The sequence below is a fragment of the Palleronia aestuarii genome (assembly GCF_003253995.1).
GTDB classification, from domain to species: Bacteria; Pseudomonadota; Alphaproteobacteria; order Rhodobacterales; family Rhodobacteraceae; genus Palleronia; species Palleronia aestuarii.
On sequence record NZ_QKZL01000017.1, the window covers coordinates 62,253 to 86,269 of the forward strand.

General features: G+C 66.8%; 24 protein-coding genes and 1 pseudogene. 19 read left to right on the forward strand and 6 right to left on the reverse strand.

The window, feature by feature from the left end; translation table 11 throughout:
* Window positions 1-9 precede the first annotated feature (9 nt).
* The 13 genes from LX81_RS15785 (at window position 10) to LX81_RS15845 (ending at window position 13,334) form a co-directional block, all read left to right on the forward strand.
* Window positions 10-375, forward strand: a complete 366-nt coding sequence (locus tag LX81_RS15785; RefSeq protein ID WP_111538305.1) for a RidA family protein — start codon at window positions 10-12, stop codon at window positions 373-375.
* A gap of 602 nt (window positions 376-977) precedes the next feature.
* Window positions 978-1,742, forward strand: a complete 765-nt coding sequence (locus LX81_RS15790; protein WP_111538281.1) for an ABC transporter ATP-binding protein — start codon at window positions 978-980, stop codon at window positions 1,740-1,742.
* A 3-nt stretch (window positions 1,743-1,745) separates the two neighbouring features.
* Window positions 1,746-2,582 (forward strand): ABC transporter permease, encoded by an 837-nt coding sequence (locus LX81_RS15795; RefSeq protein WP_111538282.1) that lies wholly within the window; start codon window positions 1,746-1,748, stop codon window positions 2,580-2,582.
* A gap of 2 nt (window positions 2,583-2,584) precedes the next feature.
* Window positions 2,585-3,745, forward strand: coding sequence for an ABC transporter substrate-binding protein (locus tag LX81_RS15800; protein WP_211322790.1), 1,161 nt, complete (start codon window positions 2,585-2,587; stop codon window positions 3,743-3,745).
* 2 nt (window positions 3,746-3,747) lie between these two features.
* On the forward strand, window positions 3,748-4,848 hold the full coding sequence (locus tag LX81_RS15805; RefSeq protein ID WP_272939494.1) for a Gfo/Idh/MocA family protein: 1,101 nt from the start codon (window positions 3,748-3,750) through the stop codon (window positions 4,846-4,848).
* Between the two features lie 26 nt (window positions 4,849-4,874).
* Complete coding sequence (locus LX81_RS15810) at window positions 4,875-6,062, forward strand: amidohydrolase/deacetylase family metallohydrolase (protein WP_211322791.1); 1,188 nt, start codon at window positions 4,875-4,877, stop codon at window positions 6,060-6,062.
* Window positions 6,063-7,247 (forward strand): hypothetical protein, encoded by a 1,185-nt coding sequence (locus LX81_RS15815; RefSeq protein WP_111538283.1) that lies wholly within the window; start codon window positions 6,063-6,065, stop codon window positions 7,245-7,247.
* Complete coding sequence (locus tag LX81_RS15820; protein ID WP_111538284.1) at window positions 7,244-8,020, forward strand: SDR family NAD(P)-dependent oxidoreductase; 777 nt, start codon at window positions 7,244-7,246, stop codon at window positions 8,018-8,020. Before LX81_RS15815 ends, LX81_RS15820 begins: the two co-directional genes overlap by 4 nt.
* 39 nt (window positions 8,021-8,059) lie before the next feature.
* Window positions 8,060-9,586: an ABC transporter substrate-binding protein gene (locus tag LX81_RS15825; RefSeq protein ID WP_111538285.1), complete on the forward strand. Its 1,527-nt coding sequence runs from the start codon at window positions 8,060-8,062 to the stop codon at window positions 9,584-9,586.
* Between the two features lie 7 nt (window positions 9,587-9,593).
* A complete protein-coding gene (locus tag LX81_RS15830) occupies window positions 9,594-10,538 on the forward strand; it encodes an ABC transporter permease (protein WP_111538286.1) in 945 nt (314 codons plus the stop codon).
* Entirely contained in the window at window positions 10,539-11,390 is an 852-nt protein-coding gene (locus tag LX81_RS15835) for an ABC transporter permease (RefSeq protein WP_111538287.1), read from the forward strand.
* 4 nt (window positions 11,391-11,394) lie between these two features.
* The gene (locus LX81_RS15840) at window positions 11,395-12,360 is read left to right on the forward strand and encodes an ABC transporter ATP-binding protein (protein WP_111538288.1); all 966 of its coding nucleotides are present in this window, start codon (window positions 11,395-11,397) and stop codon (window positions 12,358-12,360) included.
* A complete protein-coding gene (locus LX81_RS15845) occupies window positions 12,357-13,334 on the forward strand; it encodes an ABC transporter ATP-binding protein (protein WP_111538289.1) in 978 nt (325 codons plus the stop codon). Before LX81_RS15840 ends, LX81_RS15845 begins: the two co-directional genes overlap by 4 nt.
* A 6-nt stretch (window positions 13,335-13,340) precedes the next feature.
* Here LX81_RS15845 and LX81_RS15850 read toward each other — a convergent pair whose 3' ends face one another.
* Genes LX81_RS15850 through LX81_RS15860 form a run of 3 tightly spaced genes read right to left on the reverse strand, consistent with a single transcriptional unit; the run spans window position 13,341 to window position 16,083 of the window.
* Complete coding sequence (locus LX81_RS15850) at window positions 13,341-14,270, reverse strand: MurR/RpiR family transcriptional regulator (RefSeq protein WP_111538290.1); 930 nt, start codon at window positions 14,268-14,270, stop codon at window positions 13,341-13,343.
* Window positions 14,267-15,325 carry an ABC transporter ATP-binding protein gene (locus LX81_RS15855; RefSeq protein ID WP_111538291.1) on the reverse strand — a complete coding sequence of 353 codons (1,059 nt, stop codon included), beginning with the start codon at window positions 15,323-15,325 and terminating at the stop codon, window positions 14,267-14,269. The genes LX81_RS15850 and LX81_RS15855 overlap by 4 nt, the downstream gene beginning before the upstream one ends.
* Window positions 15,325-16,083 (reverse strand): SDR family NAD(P)-dependent oxidoreductase, encoded by a 759-nt coding sequence (locus LX81_RS15860; protein ID WP_111538292.1) that lies wholly within the window; start codon window positions 16,081-16,083, stop codon window positions 15,325-15,327. The genes LX81_RS15855 and LX81_RS15860 overlap by 1 nt, the downstream gene beginning before the upstream one ends.
* Before the next feature lie 159 nt (window positions 16,084-16,242).
* Here LX81_RS15860 and LX81_RS15865 point away from each other — a divergent pair, with 159 nt between their 5' ends.
* The 5 genes from LX81_RS15865 (at window position 16,243) to LX81_RS15885 (ending at window position 21,695) form a co-directional block, all read left to right on the forward strand.
* Window positions 16,243-17,463, forward strand: a complete 1,221-nt coding sequence (locus LX81_RS15865) for an ABC transporter substrate-binding protein (RefSeq protein ID WP_234822640.1) — start codon at window positions 16,243-16,245, stop codon at window positions 17,461-17,463.
* Window positions 17,464-17,486: 23 nt separating this feature from the next.
* Window positions 17,487-18,359, forward strand: a complete 873-nt coding sequence (locus LX81_RS15870) for a carbohydrate ABC transporter permease (RefSeq protein WP_111538310.1) — start codon at window positions 17,487-17,489, stop codon at window positions 18,357-18,359.
* A complete protein-coding gene (locus LX81_RS15875; RefSeq protein WP_111538293.1) occupies window positions 18,356-19,180 on the forward strand; it encodes a carbohydrate ABC transporter permease in 825 nt (274 codons plus the stop codon). The genes LX81_RS15870 and LX81_RS15875 overlap by 4 nt, the downstream gene beginning before the upstream one ends.
* 91 nt (window positions 19,181-19,271) lie before the next feature.
* Complete coding sequence (locus LX81_RS15880; protein ID WP_111538294.1) at window positions 19,272-20,486, forward strand: threonine synthase; 1,215 nt, start codon at window positions 19,272-19,274, stop codon at window positions 20,484-20,486.
* Window positions 20,487-20,531: 45 nt separating this feature from the next.
* On the forward strand, window positions 20,532-21,695 hold the full coding sequence (locus tag LX81_RS15885) for a DSD1 family PLP-dependent enzyme (protein WP_111538295.1): 1,164 nt from the start codon (window positions 20,532-20,534) through the stop codon (window positions 21,693-21,695).
* 354 nt (window positions 21,696-22,049) lie between these two features.
* Here LX81_RS15885 and LX81_RS22870 read toward each other — a convergent pair whose 3' ends face one another.
* Complete coding sequence (locus tag LX81_RS22870) at window positions 22,050-22,250, reverse strand: copper chaperone PCu(A)C (RefSeq protein ID WP_234822641.1); 201 nt, start codon at window positions 22,248-22,250, stop codon at window positions 22,050-22,052.
* The gene (locus LX81_RS15890) at window positions 22,237-22,959 is read right to left on the reverse strand and encodes a DUF1775 domain-containing protein (protein WP_234822642.1); all 723 of its coding nucleotides are present in this window, start codon (window positions 22,957-22,959) and stop codon (window positions 22,237-22,239) included. The genes LX81_RS22870 and LX81_RS15890 overlap by 14 nt, the downstream gene beginning before the upstream one ends.
* A gap of 253 nt (window positions 22,960-23,212) precedes the next feature.
* Here LX81_RS15890 and LX81_RS23180 point away from each other — a divergent pair, with 253 nt between their 5' ends.
* Window positions 23,213-23,335, forward strand: a complete 123-nt coding sequence (locus LX81_RS23180; protein ID WP_272939495.1) for a hypothetical protein — start codon at window positions 23,213-23,215, stop codon at window positions 23,333-23,335.
* 360 nt (window positions 23,336-23,695) lie between these two features.
* On the opposite strand, the pseudogene LX81_RS15895 reads toward LX81_RS23180, so the two are convergent.
* Window positions 23,696-24,017, reverse strand: a pseudogene (locus LX81_RS15895) (IS5/IS1182 family transposase); the annotation flags it as partial.

Below are 24,017 nucleotides of genomic sequence, written 5' to 3' on the forward strand. Positions count from 1 at the left end.
GTTCCGATCATGAGCAAGCAGACCTTCGGCGCGGCAAAGGTTCCGCTCTCTCCGGCCGTGCGCGCAGGCGATTTCGTCTTCATCTCGGGGCAGACGCCGGTCGATGGCGATGGAAATGTCGTTCCGGGTGGCATCGCGGCGGAGACGGACCAGGTGCTGCAGAACGTCGCCGCGGCGCTGGCCCTTGCCGGCTGCGACATGAGCGACGTCGTCAAGACCACCGTCTGGCTGCGCGACCGCGACGATTTCGCGTCCTTCAACGAGGTCTATGCCAAGCATTTCCCCTCCGAGCCCCCGGCACGAACCACGGCCGAATCGCGGCTGATGATCGACATCGCCGTCGAGATCGAGGCAGTGGCGTACAAGCCGCTCTGACCCTGCGGGTCGCGGGTACGGTTCGAGGGGCATTAGCTTCCAAGCGGGCGCGCGATCCCCTCGTGACAGGCGTCTATCCAGAGCGAACCGGCTGAAGAAGTGCCACATCGTGCGAGAGGGCTGCCGTGGAACCAGAATCCCAGGCGCTCCTTAAACGGCACCCCGCATTTGGCGCGTCCGAGCGCCGTGCGTCCGGAAACCCAGGTTTCGCGGACGCCCGCGTCATCTTGCGAAACGAGCCATGTGACGGGTCTTTGCTTTCAGCAGTACGGCCACTGGCGGGCGCTAAGCAAACAACCGGCTGCAGGTAATGCTGCACGTTGTCCGTCGCTTCCGAGCGTCAGGAGGAAACGAAGGACAGTCCCGCGATCTGGCAACTTGCACCGCACGTTTCGGTGCTCCCTTCATTCAAGGCGGTTTACTGCTGCCGAGCGAATTTGTTTTCAGAATTACATTGCTGCCCGATCGATGCGCAACAATCAGGCCGTGCCATGCCGTTTCGTTCACGAAGCTTGACAGGGATGTAACAGACTTACAGTCTCCGATTGTGGGGTAGAGCCGGAGAACCGAACAATCGGGTCGGGGTCCGGACGGAGGTCGGGATGCGGTCAGCGAAGCTCGAGATCGACGGGGCGGTCAAGGCCTACGGAGATTTCGTCGCGCTGTCGGATTGCAGCTTCTCCGTCGGCAGGAACGAGATCGTCGCGATCCTCGGCCCGTCTGGTTGCGGCAAGACCACGCTCCTGTGGTCCATGGCGGGCCTGCACGAATTGACATCGGGCGAGATCCGGCTCGACGGCGTGCCCGTGACGGGGCCGCGACCTGAGATCGGCCTCGTGTTCCAGGAGGCGAACCTGCTTCCCTGGCGCGATCTCGACGCCAATATCCATTTTCCCTTCGAGATTACCGGTAAGCGACCCGATCATGGCCTGATCGCCCATCTTCTCGATCGGGTCGGTCTTTCGGGGTTCGAGGGCGCGATGCCCGGCACGCTTTCGGGCGGGATGCAGCAGCGCGCCGCCATCGTCCGCGCACTGGCGCAGGAGCCGCAGGTGCTCCTCATGGACGAGCCCTTCGGGGCGCTCGACGCCTTCACGCGGGAGGAGATGAACCGCCTCGTCGAGGATATCTGGATGGAGGCGCGGACCACGATCGCGTTCATCACCCATTCGATCGAGGAGGCGGTGTTTCTCGCGGACCGGATCGTCGTGCTGACGGGTCGACCGGGCCGCGTCTCGCGGATCCACGAAGTGGATCTGCCGCGGCCACGCACGACGGAGATCATGGCGAGCCGGGAGGTCTTCGACCTGAACGCAGCGATCAAGGCGGGCATCACCGGCGGTCACCGATCCGGAAAGGCGGCCTGAGAGATGGGCGATACGACGCCGGACTTCGCGCGCAAGGGCTCCGGGGGCGGGGCCAGTCTCGCGAACCTGTCGGCCTTCGCGCCGGGACGCGGCGGGCGAACCGTGGCGGAGATCGCCGCCATCGCCCTCACGGCCCTCGTCGTGATCGGCGGCGCGGAGCTCGCCCTGAGGCTTTTCGACGTACCGCTCTACGTGATGCCCCCGCCATCCGCCATCGCGGCGGCGCTCGTGACCGAATTCCCGTCGATCGCTCCGCATCTGGGCCATACGCTCGTGGAGCTTCTCTCGGGTTTCGCCATCGGCGCATCGATCGGGCTCGTGCTCGCGGCCATCATCACGCAATTTCCCTTCACCGAGAAGATCATCGCGCCCTACATCCTGCTTCTCGTCACCACGCCCATGCTGGCCCTCGTCCCGCTTTTGATCCTGCGTTTCGGCTTCGGCTACACGCCCCGGATCATCGCCGTGGCGCTCGCCTCCGGACCGATGGTGATGATCAACGCGGCGACGGGATTCCGCCGTGTCGATGCTGCCAAGATCGCGCTTGCGCGGAGCTACGGCGCCTCGACGCTGCAGATATTCTGGAAGATCCGTGCCCCGATGGCGCTGCCGATGATCCTCGTGGGCCTGATGATCGGCGCAATCTTCGGGCTCCTGACCGCCGTGGGGGCGGAGATGGTGGGCGGCGGGTTCGGCCTCGGCAACCGGCTGACCACCTATTCGTCGATGATCCAGATGCCGCAATTCTTCGCGGTGGTGCTGATCCTGTCGATGCTGGGGATCGCCATCTACCTGATCTTCTTCCTGATCGGGCGGCGCTGGGCGAGTTGGGAGGCGTAGGGATGAACATGAAACGCAAGGGGATCGAGGATATGGGCATCGAACTGAACCGCCGTCGCCTCCTGCAGGTGGGTGCCGCGGGCCTCGTGACCGTCACCGGCTTGCCGCACCCCGCACGGGCGGAGCCCTATGACGGGGCCTTCACCTGGATCAGTCCGCGCGGCACGCTCGAGGTGCTCGACGATTACGCCTACTGGGTCGGCCGCAAGATGGGATATTTCGATGGCCTCGACGTCGAGATGCAACCCGGTCCCTCGGACGGCACGGCCACGGTCAAGTTCGTCGACGTGGGGCAGGCCGATATGGGGTTCCCGTCGCCGGGGGTCTTCTCCTTCGCGATCCTGAACGGGATGGACCTGACCTCCGTCTTCCACATGGGCGCGCGCGACACGTTCTCGATCGCGTTCAGGCAAGGAGAGGGCAGTGACGATCTCACGACGCTCGAGGGCAAAACGGTGCTCCTCGGCTCCGCGGCCTGGCAATCCATCGTCGACCCGATGCTGGCCGCGCAAGGGGTCGACGTCAGCCGTGTGACCTACGTCGAGGCGGGCTGGCCCACCTGGGGCACGGCGCTCGCCGCGGGGCAGGGCGACGCGGCGCTCTCCTGGGAGGGGTTGCGCGCCGAATGGATCGCGACGGGGCTCGAATTCGAGTACTGGCTGGGTGTCCAGAATTCTCCGCTGCCGGCGAATACCTTCGTCGTTCGCAGTTCCGACATCGAGGATCCCGACCGCGCGGATTTCCTCGGGCGCTACCTGCGCGGTTGGGCGATGGGACTCGAATTCGCGCAGGCCAACCCGGCCGCTGCCGTTCAGGCCGTGTTCGAACAGTTTCCCACGCTCGCCTCCAATCTCGGTCCCGAACTCGGCGTCACCTCCATCCTGCAGCAGCTGAACGTCAACCGCGGCGACATGGAGACGCGCGAGGGTTGGGGCTGGCACGACATGGAGAGCTGGCAGACCTTCTTCGACATCTCCGCGGAGATCGGCCAGGCCGGGCAGATCGAGGCGGAGAACGTGCTGACGAACCGGTTCATCGGGCCCGCCAACGATTTCGACCACGCACAAGTCCGCGCCGACGCGGAGGCCGCCGAGGTCTCGGGAGAGCTCGCCCAGATCGACGTGGAGGCGATCCGCGCCAACCTCTTCGCACAGGCGATCTGAGCGTGGCGGGGGGAGCGACAGGCGAGGGAAGGGTCCGTATCCTCGTCGTGGGGCTCGGCAACATGGGCGCGTCCCATGCCGACGCCTATCACCGGAGCGACGGGTTCGAGATCGTGGGCCTGATGAGCCGCACGATCCGATCGCGCGAGATCCCGGAGGCCCTTGCGGGCTATCCGCTCTTCGAGGATTTCGAGGAGGCGCTGGCCGAGACGACGCCCGATGCCGTGTCGATCAATTCCTACCCCGACACCCATGCCGCCTATGCCCTGCGCGCCATGAAGGCCGGGGCGCATGTGTTCATGGAAAAGCCGATCGCCACGAACGTGGAGGATGCAGAGCGCATCGTCGCGGCCGCGAAGGCCGGTGGCCGCAAGCTCGTCCTCGGCTATATCCTGCGCGTCCATCCCTCATGGCAGACGTTCATCGAGAAGGGGCGCGGCCTCGGCAAGCCTCTCGTCATGCGGCTCAACCTCAACCAGCAGAGTTCCGGGCCCGCCTGGCACTGGCACCGCAACCTCATCGACAGCCTGATGCCGATCGTCGATTGCGGCGTCCATTACGTCGACGTCATGTGTCAGCTGACCGGCGCGCGACCCGTCCGCGTCCACGGCATCGGCGCGCGACTCTGGGACGAGGCAGCGCGGCAGAATTACGGGCACATGCACATCACCTTCGACGACGGATCGGTCGGCTGGTACGAGGCGGGCTGGGGCCCGATGATGTCGGAGGAGGCGTTCTTCGTGAAGGACGTGATCGGCCCGAAGGGCGCGGTCACGATCACGGCGCGCAACGCCGCCCGCGCGGAGGGAACGGACCGTTCGGACAGCGCCGATATCGACCGCCATACCAAGACCGACGCGATCCGGATCCACCATGCCGATGTCGGGCCCGACCGTGAATTCACACGGGCCGACGAAATCCTGTCCATGGACGACGAGCCCGGCCATCAGGAACTGTGCGACCGGGAGCAGGAGTTCTTCCTGCGCGCGATCCGCGAGGATCTCGACCTCGACGCATCGATGCGGGCGGCGGTCGACTCCCTCAGGATCGTCCTCGCCGCAGAACGCAGCATTCTGGAGGAGCGGGCGATCACGCTCGACTGACCCCGGCGGGAGTGCCGGGGGAGACAATGAAGGAGACCACGAGGTGCAACGAGAAGCTACGCGATCCGGAGGGCGGGGACGGCATGACCGGTGATCTCGTCATCCGCGGCGGGCGCGTCATCGATCCCGCGAACGGTATAGACCGCGAGGCGACCCTCGTCGTTCGCGACGGCAAAGTCGCGGGCCTCGATGTCGAGGCGCCGGAGGGCGCGGAAACGATCGATGCGACCGGCGCGATCGTCACGCCCGGCCTCATCGACCTGCATACCCATGTCTACTGGGGCGGCACGTCGCTCGGCGTCGATCCGGATGCCTACGCGCTCAAGTCCGCCTCCACGACGCTCGTCGATGCGGGAAGCGCGGGGCCGGGAAACTACGCGGGCTTCGCACGGCACGTGATCGACGGCGCCTTTCCCCGCGTCCTCGCCTATATCCATGTGAGCTTCGCGGGCATCTACGCCTTCGCCGACCGGATCAGCGTGGGCGAAAGCCAGGACATGCGCCTGATGGCCGCGCGGGAGGCCGTGGAGGTGGCGCGGGCCAATCCCGAAACGGTGATCGGCGTCAAGGTCCGGCTGGGCGCGCATGCCTCGGGCCCGTCGGGCATCGCGCCGCTCGACGTCGCGCAGATCGTGGCCGAGGAGCTGGGCCTGCCGCTCATGGTCCATATCGACGAGCCGCCGCCGACCTATGCCGCCGTGGTCTCGCGGCTCAGGGAAGGGGACATCCTCACCCATTGCTTCCGGCCCTTCCCGAACGCGCCGATGGACGGCAACGGCAAGGTCCGCCCCGAGATCCGCGCCGCCCGCGAGCGCGGCGTGATCTTCGACATCGCCCATGGCCGCGGATCGTTCTCGTGGAAATCGGCGCGCGCGATGCTTGCGGAGGGGTTCCGGCCCGACGTTCTCTCGTCGGATGTCCACGAATTCTGCATTCGCGGCCCGGCGCATGACAATCTGCGCGTGATGACGAAGTTCCTCGCCCTCGACTGGAGCCTGCCGGAGGTGATCGAGGCCGCGACCGTCGCGCCCGCCCGTGCCTTGGGCCGTCCCGATCTGGGGCATCTGTCCGAAGGCGCACCCGGTGATGTCAGTGTGATCCGACTGACGGAGGGTCCGATCGACCTCGAGGATGTACGAGGGGAGATCGTGCCCTTCGACCGCCTTCTCGATCCGGTGGGCATCGCGCGAAACGGCGTCTGGAAGGCCGCCTGAATGCGCCATTCCGTCTGGGCCTATCCGTGGGACATCCTCGATGCCGGGCCGGAGGCGGCACTTTCCGCGATGACGGAGGCCGGAGCGAACTGCGTCTCGCTCGCGACCTCCTATCACGCGGGGCGTTTCCTGCAGCCGGGCAACCCGCGCAGGCGCGTCTATTTTCCCGAGGACGGAACGGTCTATTACGCGCCCGACCCCGCACGCTGGTCAGACGCGGAGATCGTCCCGAAACCCGCAGCCATCGTTGCGGAGGAGGGCGACATGCTCCGCCGCCTCGTCGAGGCACGGGAGGCCGGAGGGCCGCAGGTCTCGTGCTGGACCGTCTGCCTGCACAACCTGCGTTTGGGACAAGCGCATCCGGCCCATGTCCTGCGCACCGCCTTCGGTGACCCGTCGCTCTACGGGCTCTGCCCATCATCGGAGGCCGCGCGGGACTACGTCGCGGGGCTGGTGGCCGAGATCTCGCATCTGTACCGTCCCGACCGGATCGAGCTCGAAAGTCCGGACTTCATGGGGTTCGATCACGGCTTCCATCACGAGAAGGACGGGCTGGGCCTGCTGCCGGAGGATCGGTTCCTGCTGGGCCTCTGCTTCTGCGAGCATTGCCTGGCGCGGGCGGGTGCCGCGGACATCGACGGGCAGGCCGCGCGGCGCGCTGTGGCCGATCACCTCTCCGCCGCTTTCGAGCGGGAACTGCCGGAGGCGCAATTTCCCGACTTTGCGGAGCGGGGTGCGGCGGCCTTCGACCGGGTACCGGAGATCGCCGCATGGATCGACTGGCGCACCGAGCCCGTGACATCGCTGATCGCGAGGCTGCGCGACGCCGCACATCCCGACACCGAGCTTCTCCTGATCGACGCGGAGGCCTCCTGGTGGGGCGGCGTCGACCGCGCGGCGGCGGCCGGAGCCTGCGACGGGCTACTCTACTGCGCCTATTTCACACCGGCGGAACGCGTCGGGGCGGAGATCGCCGCTGCGCGCGCGGCCATCGGCGCGGATGCAACACTCGTCGCGGGCTTCCAACTTTTCCACCCGGAAGTCGCGGATGCCGAGGATCTCGTGGCCCGCGCGACGGCCGCCGCGGGGGCGGCCGACGGGTTCAACTTCTACAATTTCGGCCTCGTTCCGCGCGCCCGCCTCGGCTGGATGGCGCGGGCACTCGGGGCGGTGGAGGCAGCATGACCGGTCGTTTCGATCTTTCGGGGCAGCGCGCCTTCGTCACCGGCGGCAGCCGGGGGCTCGGGCGCGAGATGGCGTTGGCCTTCGCAGAAGCTGGCGCCGACGTGGCCATCGCCGCGCGAGATCCCGGCGCGCTCGACGCGACGGCCGACGAGATCCGTGCCCTCGGCAGGCAGGCCTGGACCTTTCCCGCCGATCTCGGATCGCCGGAGGCGGTGGAGACGCTCTGTGCGCAGGTGATCGAGGCGATCGGCGCCCCGCGCATCCTCGTCAACAACGTGGGCGGGCGGCGGATCAACGTGGCCACGGAGGCGCTTGCCCTCGATACATGGCGGGAGATGATCGACCTCAATCTCACCGCCACCTACATCTGCTCCCGCCGCTTCGGGGCCGCGATGATCGAGGCGGGAAAGGGCGGGCGGATCCTCAACCTCGCCTCGATCAACGCCTTCGCCGCAGGGCGCGGGATCGGCGGACGGCATTACGAGACGGCGAAGGCGGCGGTGGTGCAATTCACCCGCACCCTCGCCGTCGATTGGGCGCGCCACGGCATCACGGCCAACGCGATCTGTCCCGGCATCTTCGCCACGGAGCCGAACCGCAAGTGGCAGGAGAGCAATCCGGAAATGATCGCGGGAATGCTCGAGCACGTGCCGATGGGGCGCATGGGCGATCCGCGGGAAATCGGCACGCTCGCCGTCTATCTCGCCTCGGCGGATGCAGGCTTCATGACCGGGGCGAGCCTCGTCATCGACGGAGGCTATACCTGCCTCTAGGCTCGGAACCGAACCATAAGAACACACAGGGAGACAGACATGCGATACGGATACCCCCTCGGCGCCACGGCGCTGGCGCTTCTTCTCGCCACCCCGCTCGGCGCGCAGACGCTGCGTTATGCCACGATCGGCGAGCCCCCGAGCCTCGACATCCAGATGGGCACGGCGACGCTCGCGACGACCATCGCCCAGCACATGTTCGAGACGCTCTATGCCTTCGACGGGGAGGGCGTGCCGCAGCCCTTCCTCGCGACCGGAGGCGAGGTGTCTGAAGACGGGCTGACCGTGAAGATCACCCTGCGCGAGGGCGTGATGTTCCATGACGGCGACGAGATGACCGCCGAGGACGTGGCGGCTTCGCTCCTGCGCTGGTCGGAATTCGGAGCGCGCGCGGGGATCCTCGGGCTCGAGAGCGCGGAAGCGACGGGGGATCACGAGGTGACGCTGACCCTCTCGGAGCCCAACGGGGCATGGCAGAGCATCCTCGCCCATCCGAATGGCGGCCCGGTCATCTATCCCGCCGACATCGTGTCGGAGGCGGAGGGCGAGCCGATCTCGCCGGAGAACTACGTCGGGACCGGCCCCTATGTCTTCGGCGAACTTCGGCCCAACCGCTATGTCGAGCTCACCCGGTTCGACGATTACACGCCGCTCGACGCGCCGGCGGACGGAGAAGCGGGGGGACGGGAGGCGCTCTTCGAGACGCTGCAATTCATTCCCGTCCCGGATGTCGGCACGCGGATGAGCGGTGTGCAGGCGGGCGATTACGATTACGCGGAATACATCTCCGGCGATCTCTACGGGCTGGTGGCCGAGGATCCCGCGATCCAGGTCAAGATCAGCGAGGCGCCGATCTTCGGCCTCATGTTCACGAACTCCGAAGAGGGGCCGCTTTCGGACAACATCCCGCTCCGCGAGGCCGTGCTCGCCGCGCTCGACATGGAGCAGGCGCTGCAGGTCTCCGTCGGCGAGCCGGAACTCTACGCCGTGGACGGCGCCTTCTTTCCCGAAGGATCCGTCTGGCACACGGAGGCGGGCACGGAGCCCTACAACCAGGGCGACCCGGAAAAGGCCCGGCAGATGGCGGAGGAGGCGGGCTACGACGGCACGCCGCTGAAGCTCCTCGTCTCCACGAATTACCGCGAGCATTTCGACCAGGCGACCGTCTTCGCGCGGCAATTGGGTGAGGCCGGCATCGAGACGGAGATGGTCGTCGTCGACTGGGCGACGCTCCTGACCTTGCGCGGACAGCCGTCCGAATGGGACCTCTTCATGACCCATCACGGCGCGATGCCGGACCCGGTCCTCTTCACCGTGGTCAACGAGAGCTATCCCGGCTGGTGGCAGACCGACGAGCGCGACGCGGCGATGGCGGCGCTCACGGAGACGTCCGATCTCGACGAGCGCGTGGCGGCCTGGGCGGATCTGCAGACGTTGATCTGGGAGCAGGTACCGACGATCAAGGTGGGCGACGTCTATTCCTTCGACATCGCCTCGCCGAACCTGCAGACGCCGTGGGAAGATGCCCCGGCATTCCCGCATTTCTGGGGCGCGTCGACGAACTAGACGGCGCATGGGACGCTACGTCATAGGTCGGATCGGGGCGGCGGCGGCGACGCTCTTCGCCGCCTCGATCGTGATCTTCTCCTTTATCCACCTGATCCCCGGCGATCCCGTCTCCGTCATGCTGGGGGATGCGGCGACGCCCGAACAGGTCGCGGCGCTGCGCGAACGGATGGGCCTCGACGAGCCCATCTGGGTGCAATACCTCGTCTGGGCCGGCAACGCGCTGCAGGGCGATCTGGGGCGGTCGATCTTCTTCGAGACACCGGTGACGCAGGTCATCGCGGACGGGGCGGAGACGTCGATCCTGCTCGCGCTCATCACCATGATCTGGATCGTCCTTTTCGGCATCCCGGTGGGCATCCTCGCCGCGATCCGGCAGGGGACATGGATCGACCAGGGGCTCTCCGGCCTCGCCATGCTGCTCGCTTCCGTGCCGACCTTCTGGGTGGGGCTCTACCTCATTCTCATCTTCGCCGCCGGGCTCGGCTGGTTCCCGAGTTCCGGCTACCCGTCGATCTTCGAGGGGGGCGGTCTGGCCAACCTGCAGTACCTGCTACTGCCGAGCATCGCGCTCGCCGCCCCGAACGCCGCGCTGATCCTGCGCCTGACGCGCGCCTCGATGCTCGACGTTTCAAGGGAGGATTTCGTGCGGACGGCCCGCGCCAAGGGCATCCGGCCCTCCCGCGTGGTCCTGCGTCACATCCTGAGGAACGCGCTCCTCGCCGTCGTCTCCGCCTTCGGCTTCACCTTTGCCGCGCTGATCTCCGAGGCGGTCGTGACCGAGACGGTCTTCGCGCTACCGGGCATCGGGCGGACGGTCGTCCAGTCGATCCTGCGTCGCGACTATCCCGTGATCCAGGGGGTGATCCTCGTGACCGTGTGCCTCTACCTCGTCATCAACCTGCTCGTCGATCTCTCCTACCGCCTCCTCGATCCGAGGGTGGAACTCTAGATGCTGGGTTATCTCCGCGTCTGGACCCGCCCCGTCGTCTCGCGCCCCCTCGCGGCGCTCGCCGGGCTGTTCCTGATCGTCGTCCTCTGCTGCGCGCTCTTCGCGCCATGGATCGCGCCCTATCCGCCAGATCAGATCGACCCGGTCAATCGCCTTCTGCCGCCCGACGCCGCGCATCTCTTCGGCACCGATCATTACGGCCGCGACACGTTTTCCCGCGCGGTCTATGGCGCGCGCCTCGCGCTCCTCATCGGGGTGGGGGTCGTGAGCTTCGCGCTCGCCTCGGGCGTGCCGATCGGCATTCTCTCCGCGCTCTACCCGATGCTCGGACGGGTACTCATGCGGATGGTCGACGTGCTGATGTCGTTTCCCTCCCTCCTTCTTGCGCTGGGGCTCATCGTCATCCTGGGCCAGGGGGTCCTGAACGCGATCCTCGCCATCGGCCTCATTTATCTCACCACCACCGCACGGATCGTCTACGGCGTGGCGCTGAGACTCCGCTCGGAGCCCTATGTGGAGGCCGCGCGCAGCATGGGGGCGGGGACGTTATGGATCGTGCGCCGTCACATCCTGCCCAACATGGTTTCCCCGCTCCTCGTGCAGGCGAGCTTCGTCTTCGCCTTCGCGCAACTCGGCGCCGCGGCGCTCGATTTCCTCGGGCTCGGCGCGCCGCCGGAGATACCGTCCTGGGGCAACATGCTCGCGGAGGAACGGATCTACATCACCCGCGCCTCGTGGCTGCTGCTCTGGCCGGGGCTGATGATCGTGCTGACTGCCTTCTCGCTCAACGTCATGGGCGACGTGCTGCGCGATCGGATGGATCCGCGCTTCCGCGAGATGATGGGAAAATGAGCCGATGCTGAGCGTTACCGATCTTACCGTCTCGGCCGGCCCCCGCACGTCTCCCATAGGCATCGTGCGCGGAGTTTCCCTTGGCGTGGATCAGGGCGAGATCCTCTGTCTCGTGGGGGAATCGGGCTGCGGCAAGTCGATGACCTCGCTCGCGCTCATGGGTCTCCTGCCGCCCGGCGCGCGGGTCTCGGGCGGAAGCGTCGAGCTCGACGGACACGACATCACCCATCTTGCCCCGCATCGGCGCGTCCGCGCGGGACGCGGCAAGCTTGCCATGGTGTTCCAGGAGCCGATGACATCGCTCAATCCCGTCACGCGCATCGGCTGGCAGATCGAGGAAGCCGTCCGCGTGCACGACCCCGATGCCAATCCGACGGACCGCGCGCGGGAGCTTCTCGAGATGGTGCGGATCCCCGATGCGGCGAACCAGCTCTCGGCCTATCCGCACGAACTCTCGGGTGGCATGCGCCAACGGGTGATGATCGCCATCGCGCTTGCGTGCCGACCGCGTGTCCTGATCGCCGACGAGCCCACAACCGCGCTCGACGTGACGATCCAGCGCCAGGTGCTCGGCATCATCCGGGAGCTCTGCGACGATCTCGACATGGGGGTGATCTTCATCACCCACGATCTCGGCGTCGTGGCGCAGATCGCGGACCGGGTCGCGGTCATGTATGCCGGCCGCCTCGTCGAGACGGGGGCGGTCGCGCCCCTCTTCCGCGCGCCGCTACACCCCTATACCGAGCGGCTAATGGCCTGCCTGCCCGATCCGGCGGCCCGGTCGAAGGGCTTCGCCACGATCCCGGGCAGCGCGCCGCGTCCCGGAGAGATCCCCGACGGGTGCGCCTTCGCGCCCCGCTGCCCTCGCGCGCAGGACGTCTGCCGCGGCGGCGAGGTGCCGGTGGTCCGACCCGAGGGCGGTCGGCGCGCGCTCTGCCACTTCCCTCTCGCCGAAGGAGAGACGGCATGAGCGATCCGATCCTTGAGATACGTGATCTGAGGAAGACCTACAGGATCAAGCGCGGCGGCGCATGGCGCGAGATCCACGCCATCGACGGGGTCTCGCTCACCGTCCGCCGCGGGGAGACGCTGGGCATCGTGGGCGAATCCGGGTGCGGCAAGTCCACACTCGGCCGCGCGATCCTGCGATTGACGGAGCCCGACGGGGGCCAACTCGTCCACGAGGGATCGGATCTCCTGTCGCTCGGACGGCGCGGGCTCGCCGCAGCGCGCCTGAAGATCCGGATGGTGTTCCAGGATCCTTATGCCTCGCTCAATCCACGCCGGTCGGTCGGCGATTCCGTGGCCGAACTCGGCGACATCCACGGCCTCTTCCGGTCACGCCGCGAACGGGCGGAGCGGGTGGGCGAGGCGCTCGACCGTGTCGGGCTCGGCGCCCGTTTCGCCGCGAGCTTCCCGCACGAGCTGTCGGGCGGGCAGCGTCAGCGCGTCGGCCTCGCCCGCGCGATCCTGCCCGAGCCGGATCTCATCATCGCCGACGAGCCCGTCTCCGCGCTCGATGTCTCGATCCAGGCACAGGTCCTGAACCTGCTCGCGGAGCTCAAGTCCCGCCTCGATCTGACGCTGATCTTCATCAGCCACGATCTCGGCGTCGTCGCGTCGATCTCCGACCGGGTGGCGGTGCTCTACATGGGGCGCGTCGCGGAGATCGCCCCGGCGGACGACCTCTTCGAGGCGCCGCTCCATCCCTACACACGTCTTCTCCTGTCGGCGATCCCGCGGCCCGATCCGTCGCAGAGGATCACTGGCGCCGTCGATCTCGGCGAGCCGCCGCGTCGCCTCGAGACGACGCTCGGCTGTCCGTTCCGCGATCGCTGCGAGCATGCGACCGCCCGTTGTCACGACGAGACGCCGCCCCTGCGCGAGATCGCAGCCGGGCGCCATGTCGCCTGCCATCACGCCCGTCTCGGGCCCGAGTGGTAGCGCGGTTCAGTCGCCGATGGGCAGATGCGGATCGCGGATGTCCTGCGTGGCGAGGCTCTGCCGCACGCGGCGCAACCGCTCGATCGCGGGAGGTCCGATGGCGTTCGCGGTCTGCATCGCGATGGCATCGACCGCCGCGAGCAGCGCGAAGCGCGCGGCCGACGGCCGGAAGAGATCGGTCCCCTCCTGAAACGTCAGGCGCAACGAATTCTGCGCCACCTGCGCGAGGGGCGTATCGGGCCGCGTGACCGCCACCGTGGTCGCGCCGTATTGTCCGGCGATCTTCAGCGCGTCGCTGACGGATCGGGCCTGTCCCGAGATCGAGAAGCCGATGACCGCGTCGTCTTCGCCGAGGACGGAAGCGCTCATGCGCTGCAACTGCGGATCGGTCTGTGTCGTGACCTGAAGGCCGAGCCGGAACAGGCGGTTCTGCAATTCCACCGCGGCCATCGACGATCCTCCGCCGGTTCCGCAGACGAGGATCCGGCGCGCCTTGCCGAGCGCCGTGGCGATCCTGTCGAGCTCCTCCGGCAGAAGGCCGAGCGCGAAGAGATCGAGGGCCGCATGGGCGCCCGAGATCACGGCCGCGATGCTGGCGGCCGGCCCGGTCTCCTCGGACGCGCTGGCGGCGGGGGCGCGAAGATAGGCGCCGCCGATGGCCAAAGCCTGCGTGAGATGGAACCGGAGTTCCCGCGTGCCGGAAAAGCCCATCGCGCGGGCGAGCCGGGTGATCGTCGGCTCGCTCACCTCGGCGTTCCGCGCGATCTCCGCGATGGGGGCGTTGGCCGCGCTGTAGGGATCGGCCAGGATGATGTCGATCAGGCGCCGCTCGGCTTCCCCGCCGCGGTCGCGCCGTTCGTGCAGGCGCCCGACGATGTCGACGGTCCGGTCGAGCGCGGCCGCGTCGACGGGCCATCCTGCGGCCCCGCCGCTCACAGGCGCTGCCCGCTCCCGGCGTCGAAGAGGTGGAGCTGCCCCTCCGCCACGTCGAGATGAAGCGTCTCGCCTGGCCGCGGCAGGTCGCGGTCGCGGAAGACCGCGCGGATCTCCGCCGTGCCGACATGACCGAAGACCTGGATTTCCGGTCCCGTGGGCTCCACCACGTCGACCTCGAGTCGAATCGGGCCGTCCTCTCGGCGCAGGAAGCTCTCGGGCCGGATCCCGGCTGCGAGGGGTGTCCCGTCCGCGATGTCGCGTCCCTCGACTGGCAAGCGCATGTCCTCGTCGAGAACGATGCACCGCGCGGCGCGATCGTATCGGCCCTCGAGGATGCCCATTGCCGGGGAGCCGATGAATTCGGCTACGAAACGGTTCGCCGGACGGTCGTAGATCTCGAGCGGCCGGCCCACCTGCTCGATCCGGCCGCCATGCATGACGACGATCCGGTCGGCCATCGTCATCGCCTCGATCTGGTCGTGCGTGACATAGACGATCGTGGTCTCGAGCGATTGGTGAAGCGCCTTGATCTCGGTGCGCATCTGCACGCGGAGTTTCGCGTCGAGGTTCGAGAGCGGCTCGTCGAAGAGGAACACCTTCGGGTCGCGCACGATCGCACGTCCCATCGCCACGCGCTGTCGCTGCCCGCCCGAGAGCTGTCCGGGGCGGCGGTCGAGGTGATCGGTGAGGTTGAGGATCCGGCTTGCCGTTTCGATCCGCCGCTCCGTCTCCGCCTTGGCCTCGCCGCGCACCTCGGGGCCGAAGGCGATGTTCTGGCGCACGCTCATATGCGGGAAGAGGGCGTAGGACTGGAACACCATCGAGATGTCGCGTTTCTGAGCCGCGAGATCGTTGGCCCGCTCCCCGTCGATCAGAAGGTCGCCCGCGTCGATCGTCTCGAGCCCCGCGATCATCCTCAAGAGCGTGGACTTGCCGCATCCCGAGGGCCCGACGAGAACGACGAACTCGCCATCCGCGATGTCGAGCGAGAGATCCTCGATCACCTTCGTCGGACCGAAACGCTTGGCGAGGTTCCGCATCGCCAGCGTCGCCATCAGTCGATCTCCCGCAGGAACGGAAGGAACGCTGCCTCGAGCCCGCAATCGACGGGCAGGATCGCTCCGGTTATGCCGCTCGCGGCCTTCGAGGCGAGAAACAGGGCGGCTTCCGACACCTCGCGCGGCTCCACGATGCGGCCGAGCGGATAGAAGGCCGCCACGCGATCCATGATGGCGGGATCGCGCGCGAGCCGGTCCTCCCAAGCCGCGGTGCGCACCGAGCCCGGGCGGATCGCGTTGGCGCGGATGCCGTGCCGCCCCTCCTCGGCCGCGATGGCGCGGATCCAAGCCTCCATGGCGCCTTTCGCGGCCGCGTAGGCGGGATTGCCGTAATGGCGCGCGGCGTTGACGGAAGAGATCGCCACGATGGAGACGGGCGCCGGCCTCTCCCGCAGCGCAGGCAGGAGCGCCGCGGTGAACTGCGCCGTGCCGCGGAAATTCAGATCAAGCTCGCGATCGATCGCCTCCGGCGTGATGCCTGCGAGCGTCTCCGCACGGGTCCAGCCGGCATTGAGCACGATCGCGTCGGCGCCGCCGTCATCGGAGAGCGCCCGGGCCGCCGCGTGGCACGCGGCATGGTCGGTGAGATCGAAGGTCAGACGCTCGATATCGCCGTCGATCGCATCCCAATCCGCCTCCTCGAGATCGCAGGCGGTGATCCGCGCGCCGGTCTCCGAGAAACGGGCGACGAGGGCGCGGCCGATTCCTCCCGTGGCTCCGGTGATCACGACCCTCATCGGCGTCTCGACCTTCATGCGAACAATCTTCCCCGAGGATACCGACGAGCAGGCTAGGATCCGCGCTGTGATTTAGCAACTTCGACCACGGAAAAACTTGCGTCGGGCTGCATCGTGAAAGAACATTACAGAATGAAACGATCGACGCAGCCGACGTCGACCAACGAGGAGATGTCGATGAGATCGGGAGTCCTTGCCGCCGCCGCGACCTTCGCCCTGACGGGCGCCGCCTCTGCCCAGGACCTGCGCGTCACGGTGGCCGAATACAGCTCGGCAACCGGACCCTATTTCGAGGATGTCGCGCGCGCTTTCGAGGAGCAGCACGAGGGCGCGAACGTCCAGATCGAGGTCGTGCCGTGGGACGTGCTGCTGCAGAAGCTCACGACCGACATCTCCGGCGGCTCCGCGCCCGATCTCTCGATCATCGGTACGCGCTGGCTGGTCGATTTCGTCAACGAGGGGATTGCCGCCCCGCTTGACGAATACATGGACGACGCGTTCCGCAGCCGCTTCATCGAGGTCTTCCTCGAACCCTCCATCATGGACGGGTCGACCTATGGCCTGCCCATCGCCGCGTCCGCGCGGGCGATGTACTACAACCGAGCGCTCTTCGATGAGGCGGGGCTCGACGGCCCGCCGGATACCTGGTCGGAACTCATGGAGGATGCGGATGCGATCTCCGCGCTCGGCGACGACATCGCGGGCTTCGGGCTTCAGGGCAACCAGATCGAGACGGATGTCTACTTCTACTACGCGTTCTGGGCCTATGGCGGAGAGCTCGTCGAGGAGGACGGGACGTCCGGGCTCGACACCGAGGCGGGCTATCAGGCGGCGCAGCTCTACCGCGACCTCATCACGGCCGGCGCGACGCAGCCCGGCGTCACCGGCTACAGCCGGGAGGACGTGCAGAACCTCTTCAAGCAAGGCCGGGTGGGCATGATGATCACCGCACCCTTCCTGTCGAACCAGATCGCCGAGGAGGCACCCGATCTCGATTACGGCGTCGCGGCCATTCCGGCCGGTCCCGACGGGGATCGGGGCACCTACGGCGTGACGGATTCGATCATCATGTTCGAGGGCGCCCAGGACAAGGATGTCGCCTGGGACTTCCTCGACTTCCTCTTCCAGACGGAGCAGCGGGCCGAGTTCACCCAGAACGAAGGTTTCCTGCCCGTGAACCAGGAAGTGGCGGAGATGCCGGCCTTCACCGACAACGCCGATCTCGCGGAGTTCACGGCGCTTTTGCCCGACGCGCGCTTCGCGCCCGTGATCCCGGGATGGGAAGAGATCGCCGCGATCACCTCGAACGCGCTGCAACGGGTCTATCTGGGCGATCAGGAGCCCAAGGCGGCGCTCGACGCGGCCGCTTCCGAGATCAACGCGATCCTCGAGAATTGAGGCCGGGCCGGACCGGCTCCGTCGTGCCACGCGGCCTCGCCCCCATCGCGCTCGTCCTGCCGGGGTTCGTTCTCGCGGCGCTTATCATCCTCTGGCCGGTGCTCCAGCTCGGCCAAATCTCCGTCTCGGAGGTCAATCGCTTTGGCCAGATACGGGGCTTCGTCGGGCTCGAGAACTATGCCGCGGTCCTAGCCGATCCCGACTTCCTGGCCTCGCTTCTCCGGACCGGCATCTGGACCGTGGGAATCGTCGGGGGCGCCATCGTCGTGGGTCTTCCGGTCGCGATCATCCTGCACCAGGATTTCTACGGGCGCGGGATCGCCCGCGTCATCGTCATGCTGCCCTGGGCCGTGTCGATCACCATGACCGCGATCGTCTGGCGCTGGGCGATGAATGGCGAAAGCGGGATGCTGAATTCCGGCCTGCGCGGACTGGGCGTTCTCGACACGAACGTCACATGGCTCGCACAGGCCTCCACCGCCTTTCCGATGCAGATCCTGATTGGCATCCTCGTCACCGTCCCCTTTACCGTGACGATCCTACTGGGCGGTCTTTCCTCGATCTCGGACGACCTCTACGAGGCCGCGCGGCTCGAAGGGGCGTCAACCTGGCAATCCTTCCGGCGCATCACGGTCCCCTTGATGAAGCCGTTCCTCAACATCGCCGTCGTGCTGAACACGATCTACGTCTTCAATTCCTTCCCAATCATCTGGGCGACGACGCAGGGCGGGCCGGCGAACTCCACCGACATCCTCGTCACCTATCTCTACAAGCTCGGCTTCCAGTTCGGCCGTCTCGGGGAGGCGTCGGCCCTGTCGCTCCTGATGTTCGCTCTTCTTCTGGCGCTCCTCGTCCTCTACGTCGCGTTGATATCGCGCGGGGAGGCTGACCGATGAGCCGGAAACTGCGCCGTTCGCTCTGGTGCTGGCTGGCCCTCTCGCCCCTCGTGGTGCTCACGCTCTTTCCCTTCGCGGTCATGATCGTCACCGCGCTGAAACCCGCGACGGAGGTGCTCTCGCCCACCTGGTGGCCGTCCCGCCTCGCATGGGAGAACTTCGTCACCATGTGGGCCGCGACGAATTTCGGGCCGGCGCTCCTCAACTCTCTTTATGTGGGGGTGGCCTCGACGCTTCTAGCCCTCGTCGTGTCGATCCCGTTCGCCTACGCGCTCGACCGCTTCCGTTTCCGCGGGCAGGGCGCGTTGCGCCAGTTCCTCCTCGTCACGCAGATGCTCTCGCCCATCGTCGTGGTCATCGGGCTCTTCCGCATCGCTGCAGCGCTCGGCATGGTCGATACCGTCAACTCCATCACCGTGATCTACGGCGCCTTCGCCATCGCCTTCACCGTCTGGATGCTGCAGAGCTACTTCGCCACGATCCCCCGCGATCTGGAGGAGGCGGCGTGGCTCGAAGGGGCGTCGCGGGGGCAGGCGCTCGTACGGGTCTTCCTGCCGCTCGCCGTGCCCGCCATCGCGGTGACGGCGATCTTCGCCTTCATCAACGCGTGGAACGAGTTCGTCATCGCGCTCACCATGCTGAGAAGCCAGGACAGTTACACGCTGCCCATCCAGATCTTCTCCCTCGTCGCGGGGCGCTACACGATCGAATGGCACCATGTCATGGCGGCCTCGCTTCTTGCCACGATCCCCGTCGCCGTGATCTTCGCCTGGCTGCAGCGTTACCTCGTGAAGGGCCTCGGCCTCGGCGCGGTGAAATAGCGCGGGCGCTAAAAGGCGGAAGAAGGCCGGTCGAAATGAAAGAGAGTGACAGGATGCATGATGCGATTCCGCGCGGACGACGGATAGCATTATGACCGACGATCATCTTCTCTGCACGGCTTGCGGCGCACGGCATGCGATCGCGGATGTTCCATCGAAATGTGCGACATGCGCGGGGATCCTCGATCTCGTCCTCGGAGAGCCGGAAGACCGCCCCGTCGCGGATGATCCCCGATCGCTCTGGTCCTGGGCAGAGCACCTGCCGCGCTGCCGCGAGGCGCATCGGATCACGATGGGCGAGGCCGGTACCCCACTTCTCAAGGCGGAACGGCTCGGCGCGCGGCACGGTCTTCGCGATCTATGGATCAAGACGGATTCGGTGATGCCGACGGGATCGTTCAAGGACCGCGCCATCGCGCTCGCCACGTCGCTTGCCTGCGAATACGACCGGCCCGCCCTCGTCATGTCGTCGAGCGGCAATGCCGGCGCGTCGGGGGCCGCCTATGCCGCGCGGAGCGGCAAGCCGATCGTGGTCCTCGTGCCCAGGACCGCCCCGGAGGCCAAGCTGCGCCAGATCGCGATCACCGGCGCGCATCTCGTAACCGTCGACGGGCCGACGAGCGCCTGTTGCCGCTTGGCGGAGGAGCTGGCCCGCGACCGCGGCTGGGTGAACCTCACGACGACCTATCATTGCCCGTATGGCGTCGACGGCTACGCCACCATCGCCTACGAGCTCGCCGCTGCGGCGCCCGACGTGGTTCTCTTGCCGATCTCCGCCGGACCACTTCTGGGCGGGATCGTGAAGGGGTTCGCCCGGCTGCGCGCGAGAGGTGAGCAGGTGAAGATGCCACGGCCCATCGCGCTCCAGCCGGAAGCCTGCGCACCTATCGCGCGGGCCTTCGACGAGGGCACGGGGATCCGTCCCTGGACGCACGCGGCGACCGTCGCCTCCGCGCTCAACGACACGCTCGAAGGCTACGAGCAGGATGGTGACTACACGCTCTCGCTGATCCGCGCGCATGGCGGCGCGGCCGTCGCCGTCGACGACGCGACGATCCTCGCCGGGCAGCGCATGGCGGCATCCCTCGAAGGTATCCTGATGGAGCCGAGTGCGGCGATCACGATCGGGGCGCTGGACCTGTTGCGGGAAAGAGGGATCGTCGCGCCGGACGAGCGTGTGGTCGCGGTCGCGACCGGACACGGATTGAAGGACCTCTCGCATGTCGACATCACGCGCGATGCGACAATTCCCCCGACCGGCGACGGGCTTTCCGCGCGTCTCGCGGACGCGATCCCGCAGATCTGACGCACAGCCCGTCATCGATTCCTTTAAATCCCCGGAGACGCTGCCATGACGACGACACACGATTTCGACCGCCTCGAGATCGGCTATGACATCCCGGCACGGCCCGGCATGGCGGAGGCGGAGATCCAGACGCCCTGCCTGATCCTCGATCTCGACGCGCTCGAGGCCAACATCCGCAAGATGGGGGAGGTGAGCCGCTCCTACGGCCTTCGCCATCGCGCGCATGGCAAGATGCACAAGTCGGTCGACGTGCTGCGATTGCAGCAGGAACTCGGCGGGGCAATCGGTGTCTGCTGCCAGAAGGTGAGCGAGGCGGAGGTCTTCGCACGCGCGGGGATCGCCGACATCCTGGTTTCGAACGAGATCCGCGATCGCGCGAAAATCGACCGGCTGGCACGGCTTCCCCTCTATGGCGGCCGCATCTCCGTGTGCATAGACGATGCCGAGAACGTCCCGGACCTTTCCGAAGCCGCGGTCCGGCACGGTACCGAACTCCATTGTCTCGTCGAGATCGCCTGCGGCGCCCGGCGCTGCGGCGTCGAGACGCCGGAGGCCGCGCGCGCGATCGCGGAGGCGGTCGGCGCCGCCCCTGGTCTGCACTTCGCGGGCGTACAGGCCTATCAGGGTCCTGCCCAGCATCTCGAGACCTTCGAGATGCGGCGCGTGGCACTCGCGCCCGCCTTCGACCAGCTGCGAGCGACGCTCGACCTCCTCGCGCAGGCCGGCCTCGCGGCCGGGATCGTAACGGGGGGCGGCACCGGCAGCTACGTTCTCGAGGCTGAATCGGGTCTTTATACGGAGCTTCAATGCGGTTCCTATGCTTTCATGGACGCCGATTACGGGCGTATTCGCGACCGGGATGGCCAGAGGCTCGACGAGGGAATGTGGCGCAACGCCCTTTTCGTCCTCACCTCGGTGATGAGCCACGCCACGCCGGATCGCGCGATCTGCGATGCCGGGCTGAAATCGCTTTCCATGGAGAGCGGTCTGCCGCGCCTCCACGGACGGGATGACGCGACGTATCTCGGGGCTTCCGACGAGCACGGGACGATCGAGGATCCCCACGGCCGCCTCGGCATCAACGAGAGGCTGCGCCTGGTGCCGGGGCATTGCGATCCGACCTGCAATCTTCACGACTGGTATGTCGCGGTCAGGAACGGTCAGGTCGAAACGCTCTGGCCAGTCTCCGCACGTGGAAAGTCCTACTGATCGCCAGACCGGCGCGTCCCTCGCGCTGATCGCAAGGTCTTTTCTGTTCTCTGCGACCGACGACGAACTAGGATGGCGGTGCGGGTCCCGCTTCCGCACCGCGCACGGGCTCGATTGAGCCGGAAAATGTTCTGCGAGAAGCCTCCCGCACTAGGTTCGTTCAGCGTTGCATGGCAGACATGTGGCGATCCGACGAGACATCTCGCCTCGACCTGCCCGACCAAGATGTCCCGGGTGCATTCTTTTTGAAGCACGACAGATCGGCAGGCAGGGAAGAGTGCAAGGGCAACGACGCGATACGGATGGATCGATTTAGTGGTGGCCGCCGTGGTCCATGGCGCCATGGTCGTGCGCCTAGTCCGCGTTCGATGCGCCGATGGCCAGCGGCACCGTCACCTCTCCGGCAATTTCGAAGGTGAGGGTTAGGTCCACCGTCTCGCCCTCGACCAGTGCCCCCCGCAGGTGCATGAGCATCAGGTGAAGACCACCGGGCGCGAGGTCCGCGCTCTCGCCTGCCGGAATGACGAGGCCCTCCGCAAGCTCACGTCTGCGCATGACATCGCCGTCCATCACCGCCTCGTGGATCTCCTCCTCCCCCGCGATCTCGGAAGGTCGCGGCGATCAGGCGGTCATCTATCGGCCCATCGTTGGCGACGGTCATGAACCCGCCGGAGACGGGCGCGTTCGGCAGCGTGGCGCAGGCGAACGGCACTTCGACGGTCAGATCGCCGATAGTCCACGGACCGGCGGCGGCGTGATCGTGCCGGTGATCCCCGGTGCTATCGTCTGCGGTCCCGGTGATCGTCGCAGTCCAATTCTGCGTGATTATTCCGCAATCTTGCGCTACCGGGATCGTAAGGTCGGTGCCCGGCGCGATCTCCACTTCGATGGCGGCGCGGAAGGTGAACTCGTCATACCACGCATCCTCGAGCTTGCCGCCCGACCAGACGATCTCCCGCATGCCTTCGTTCACCCCGTTGCCGTGGTTGTCGAAGGGTGTTGTGTAGGGGCCGGTGAGGGTTTCAAGCTTCCAACCCGCCTTCGGCATGGGCTTGGCGACATAGACACCTTCGTGCAGTTCGACGCGGAGCGCCGTGGTCGCCGCGTCATCGCAGCTATCTGCGACACGCAGCACGGCGCGGTAGGTCCTTCCGGCCGCCGCCTGGCTTTCGGCCAAGGTGATGCGGGCGAAGGCGGGCAGAGACGGGATGATCAGGGTGCTGGCGAGAAGCGTGCCACGCAGGTACGGAAAACGAATGATCATGGATGATCTCTTCGTTGCAAGTCAGCTGCCGCACGCCTTCTGACGACGGTTTCGACGGTCGGAAATAGGTTCGCATATGGCTCGAAGCGCGACTGCGCTGCGTTCAGATCGCGAGAGGCGGGCCGCGGGCGGGCCTCGTCAGATCTCGGGACAGACTTGGTGTCTTGGTCGATAGAAGAACCTTGGTCGGGTTTCGTGACTGGGGCACCAGAGGGACCGCGTCGGACGTTGCAACGTCGAGAAGCGGTTGGGAATGGATCGCCTAGGCACAGGGGTCGGCATCGCCGCGATCCTGTTGCACCTCTCCTGCCGGGACGATGTCGCCATCGTCATCGTCATCGACGCGGACCTCGAATGCGCCTTCTCCGGTGCATAGCACGAACGTGAAGGTGCCATCCGGTTCAGCCGTGGTCATGGTGCCGGGCGCGATCCGCGAAAGTGCCAGAACGGAAGCAGGACCACCCAGAACGCCAGCGTCTAATAAACGCTGTGGCCCGCGCGCATACGTCCGGCTCTGCCGCGGGAGGTCGACGGCCGGGCGATCATAGCGTCGGAGGCGGGAAACACAACGGGCCGTTGGTGCGCCGCCGGAAATTGGGGGCCTCCCGGCATCTAGGCTCAGGACCCATTGATCAGGACGGTACTGCGTGATGCAGCCTTCGCCAGAAGGAGGCTGACGATGGACCTTGTTGCACTAATCGGAGGCGAGGATGCTTTGCCCCTTTCCCCGTTGGGCTCAGGCAATGGCTTCGATCTCGTCCCTTCCAAGGCTGGAGTAGCGGTTCATGATGGCGATGCGGATCTGAATTCCGGCGGTCTGGCGATCGGGGTCTCGTGACACGATCCGGTCGCCGAAGAGCTTGAGGCGGTTCATCCGGGCCTCGACGCGACTTCGGATGTGATAGCCTGCCCATTTCTTCCGGATCGATCCCCCCACACAGCGCGTCGCCCTCAGGATCTCGTTTCGCGGTATCGCGGCAGGGCAGTCCGGCTTCCACGCTCGCCCATTGCGACGGATCGGGATGATCGGTTCGGCGCGATGCTCGAGGATCGCCGCA

Coding starts and splice junctions, on each gene's coding strand:
- LX81_RS15865 (WP_234822640.1), top strand. CDS start 16,243: ATGAGATCGGGAGTCCTTGCCGCCGCCGCGACCTTCGCCCTGACGGGC.
- LX81_RS15820 (WP_111538284.1), top strand. CDS start 7,244: ATGACCGGTCGTTTCGATCTTTCGGGGCAGCGCGCCTTCGTCACCGGC.
- LX81_RS22870 (WP_234822641.1), bottom strand. CDS start 22,250: ATGCGCAGACGTGAGCTTGCGGAGGGCCTCGTCATTCCGGCAGGCGAG.
- LX81_RS15835 (WP_111538287.1), top strand. CDS start 10,539: ATGCTGGGTTATCTCCGCGTCTGGACCCGCCCCGTCGTCTCGCGCCCC.
- LX81_RS15810 (WP_211322791.1), top strand. CDS start 4,875: ATGAAGGAGACCACGAGGTGCAACGAGAAGCTACGCGATCCGGAGGGC.
- LX81_RS15885 (WP_111538295.1), top strand. CDS start 20,532: ATGACGACGACACACGATTTCGACCGCCTCGAGATCGGCTATGACATC.
- LX81_RS15845 (WP_111538289.1), top strand. CDS start 12,357: ATGAGCGATCCGATCCTTGAGATACGTGATCTGAGGAAGACCTACAGG.
- LX81_RS15890 (WP_234822642.1), bottom strand. CDS start 22,959: ATGATCATTCGTTTTCCGTACCTGCGTGGCACGCTTCTCGCCAGCACC.
- LX81_RS15875 (WP_111538293.1), top strand. CDS start 18,356: ATGAGCCGGAAACTGCGCCGTTCGCTCTGGTGCTGGCTGGCCCTCTCG.
- LX81_RS15815 (WP_111538283.1), top strand. CDS start 6,063: ATGCGCCATTCCGTCTGGGCCTATCCGTGGGACATCCTCGATGCCGGG.
- LX81_RS15785 (WP_111538305.1), top strand. CDS start 10: ATGAGCAAGCAGACCTTCGGCGCGGCAAAGGTTCCGCTCTCTCCGGCC.
- LX81_RS15825 (WP_111538285.1), top strand. CDS start 8,060: ATGCGATACGGATACCCCCTCGGCGCCACGGCGCTGGCGCTTCTTCTC.
- LX81_RS15795 (WP_111538282.1), top strand. CDS start 1,746: ATGGGCGATACGACGCCGGACTTCGCGCGCAAGGGCTCCGGGGGCGGG.
- LX81_RS15880 (WP_111538294.1), top strand. CDS start 19,272: ATGACCGACGATCATCTTCTCTGCACGGCTTGCGGCGCACGGCATGCG.
- LX81_RS15830 (WP_111538286.1), top strand. CDS start 9,594: ATGGGACGCTACGTCATAGGTCGGATCGGGGCGGCGGCGGCGACGCTC.
- LX81_RS15800 (WP_211322790.1), top strand. CDS start 2,585: ATGAACATGAAACGCAAGGGGATCGAGGATATGGGCATCGAACTGAAC.
- LX81_RS23180 (WP_272939495.1), top strand. CDS start 23,213: ATGGATCGCCTAGGCACAGGGGTCGGCATCGCCGCGATCCTGTTGCAC.
- LX81_RS15840 (WP_111538288.1), top strand. CDS start 11,395: ATGCTGAGCGTTACCGATCTTACCGTCTCGGCCGGCCCCCGCACGTCT.
- LX81_RS15860 (WP_111538292.1), bottom strand. CDS start 16,083: ATGAAGGTCGAGACGCCGATGAGGGTCGTGATCACCGGAGCCACGGGA.
- LX81_RS15855 (WP_111538291.1), bottom strand. CDS start 15,325: ATGGCGACGCTGGCGATGCGGAACCTCGCCAAGCGTTTCGGTCCGACG.
- LX81_RS15790 (WP_111538281.1), top strand. CDS start 978: ATGCGGTCAGCGAAGCTCGAGATCGACGGGGCGGTCAAGGCCTACGGA.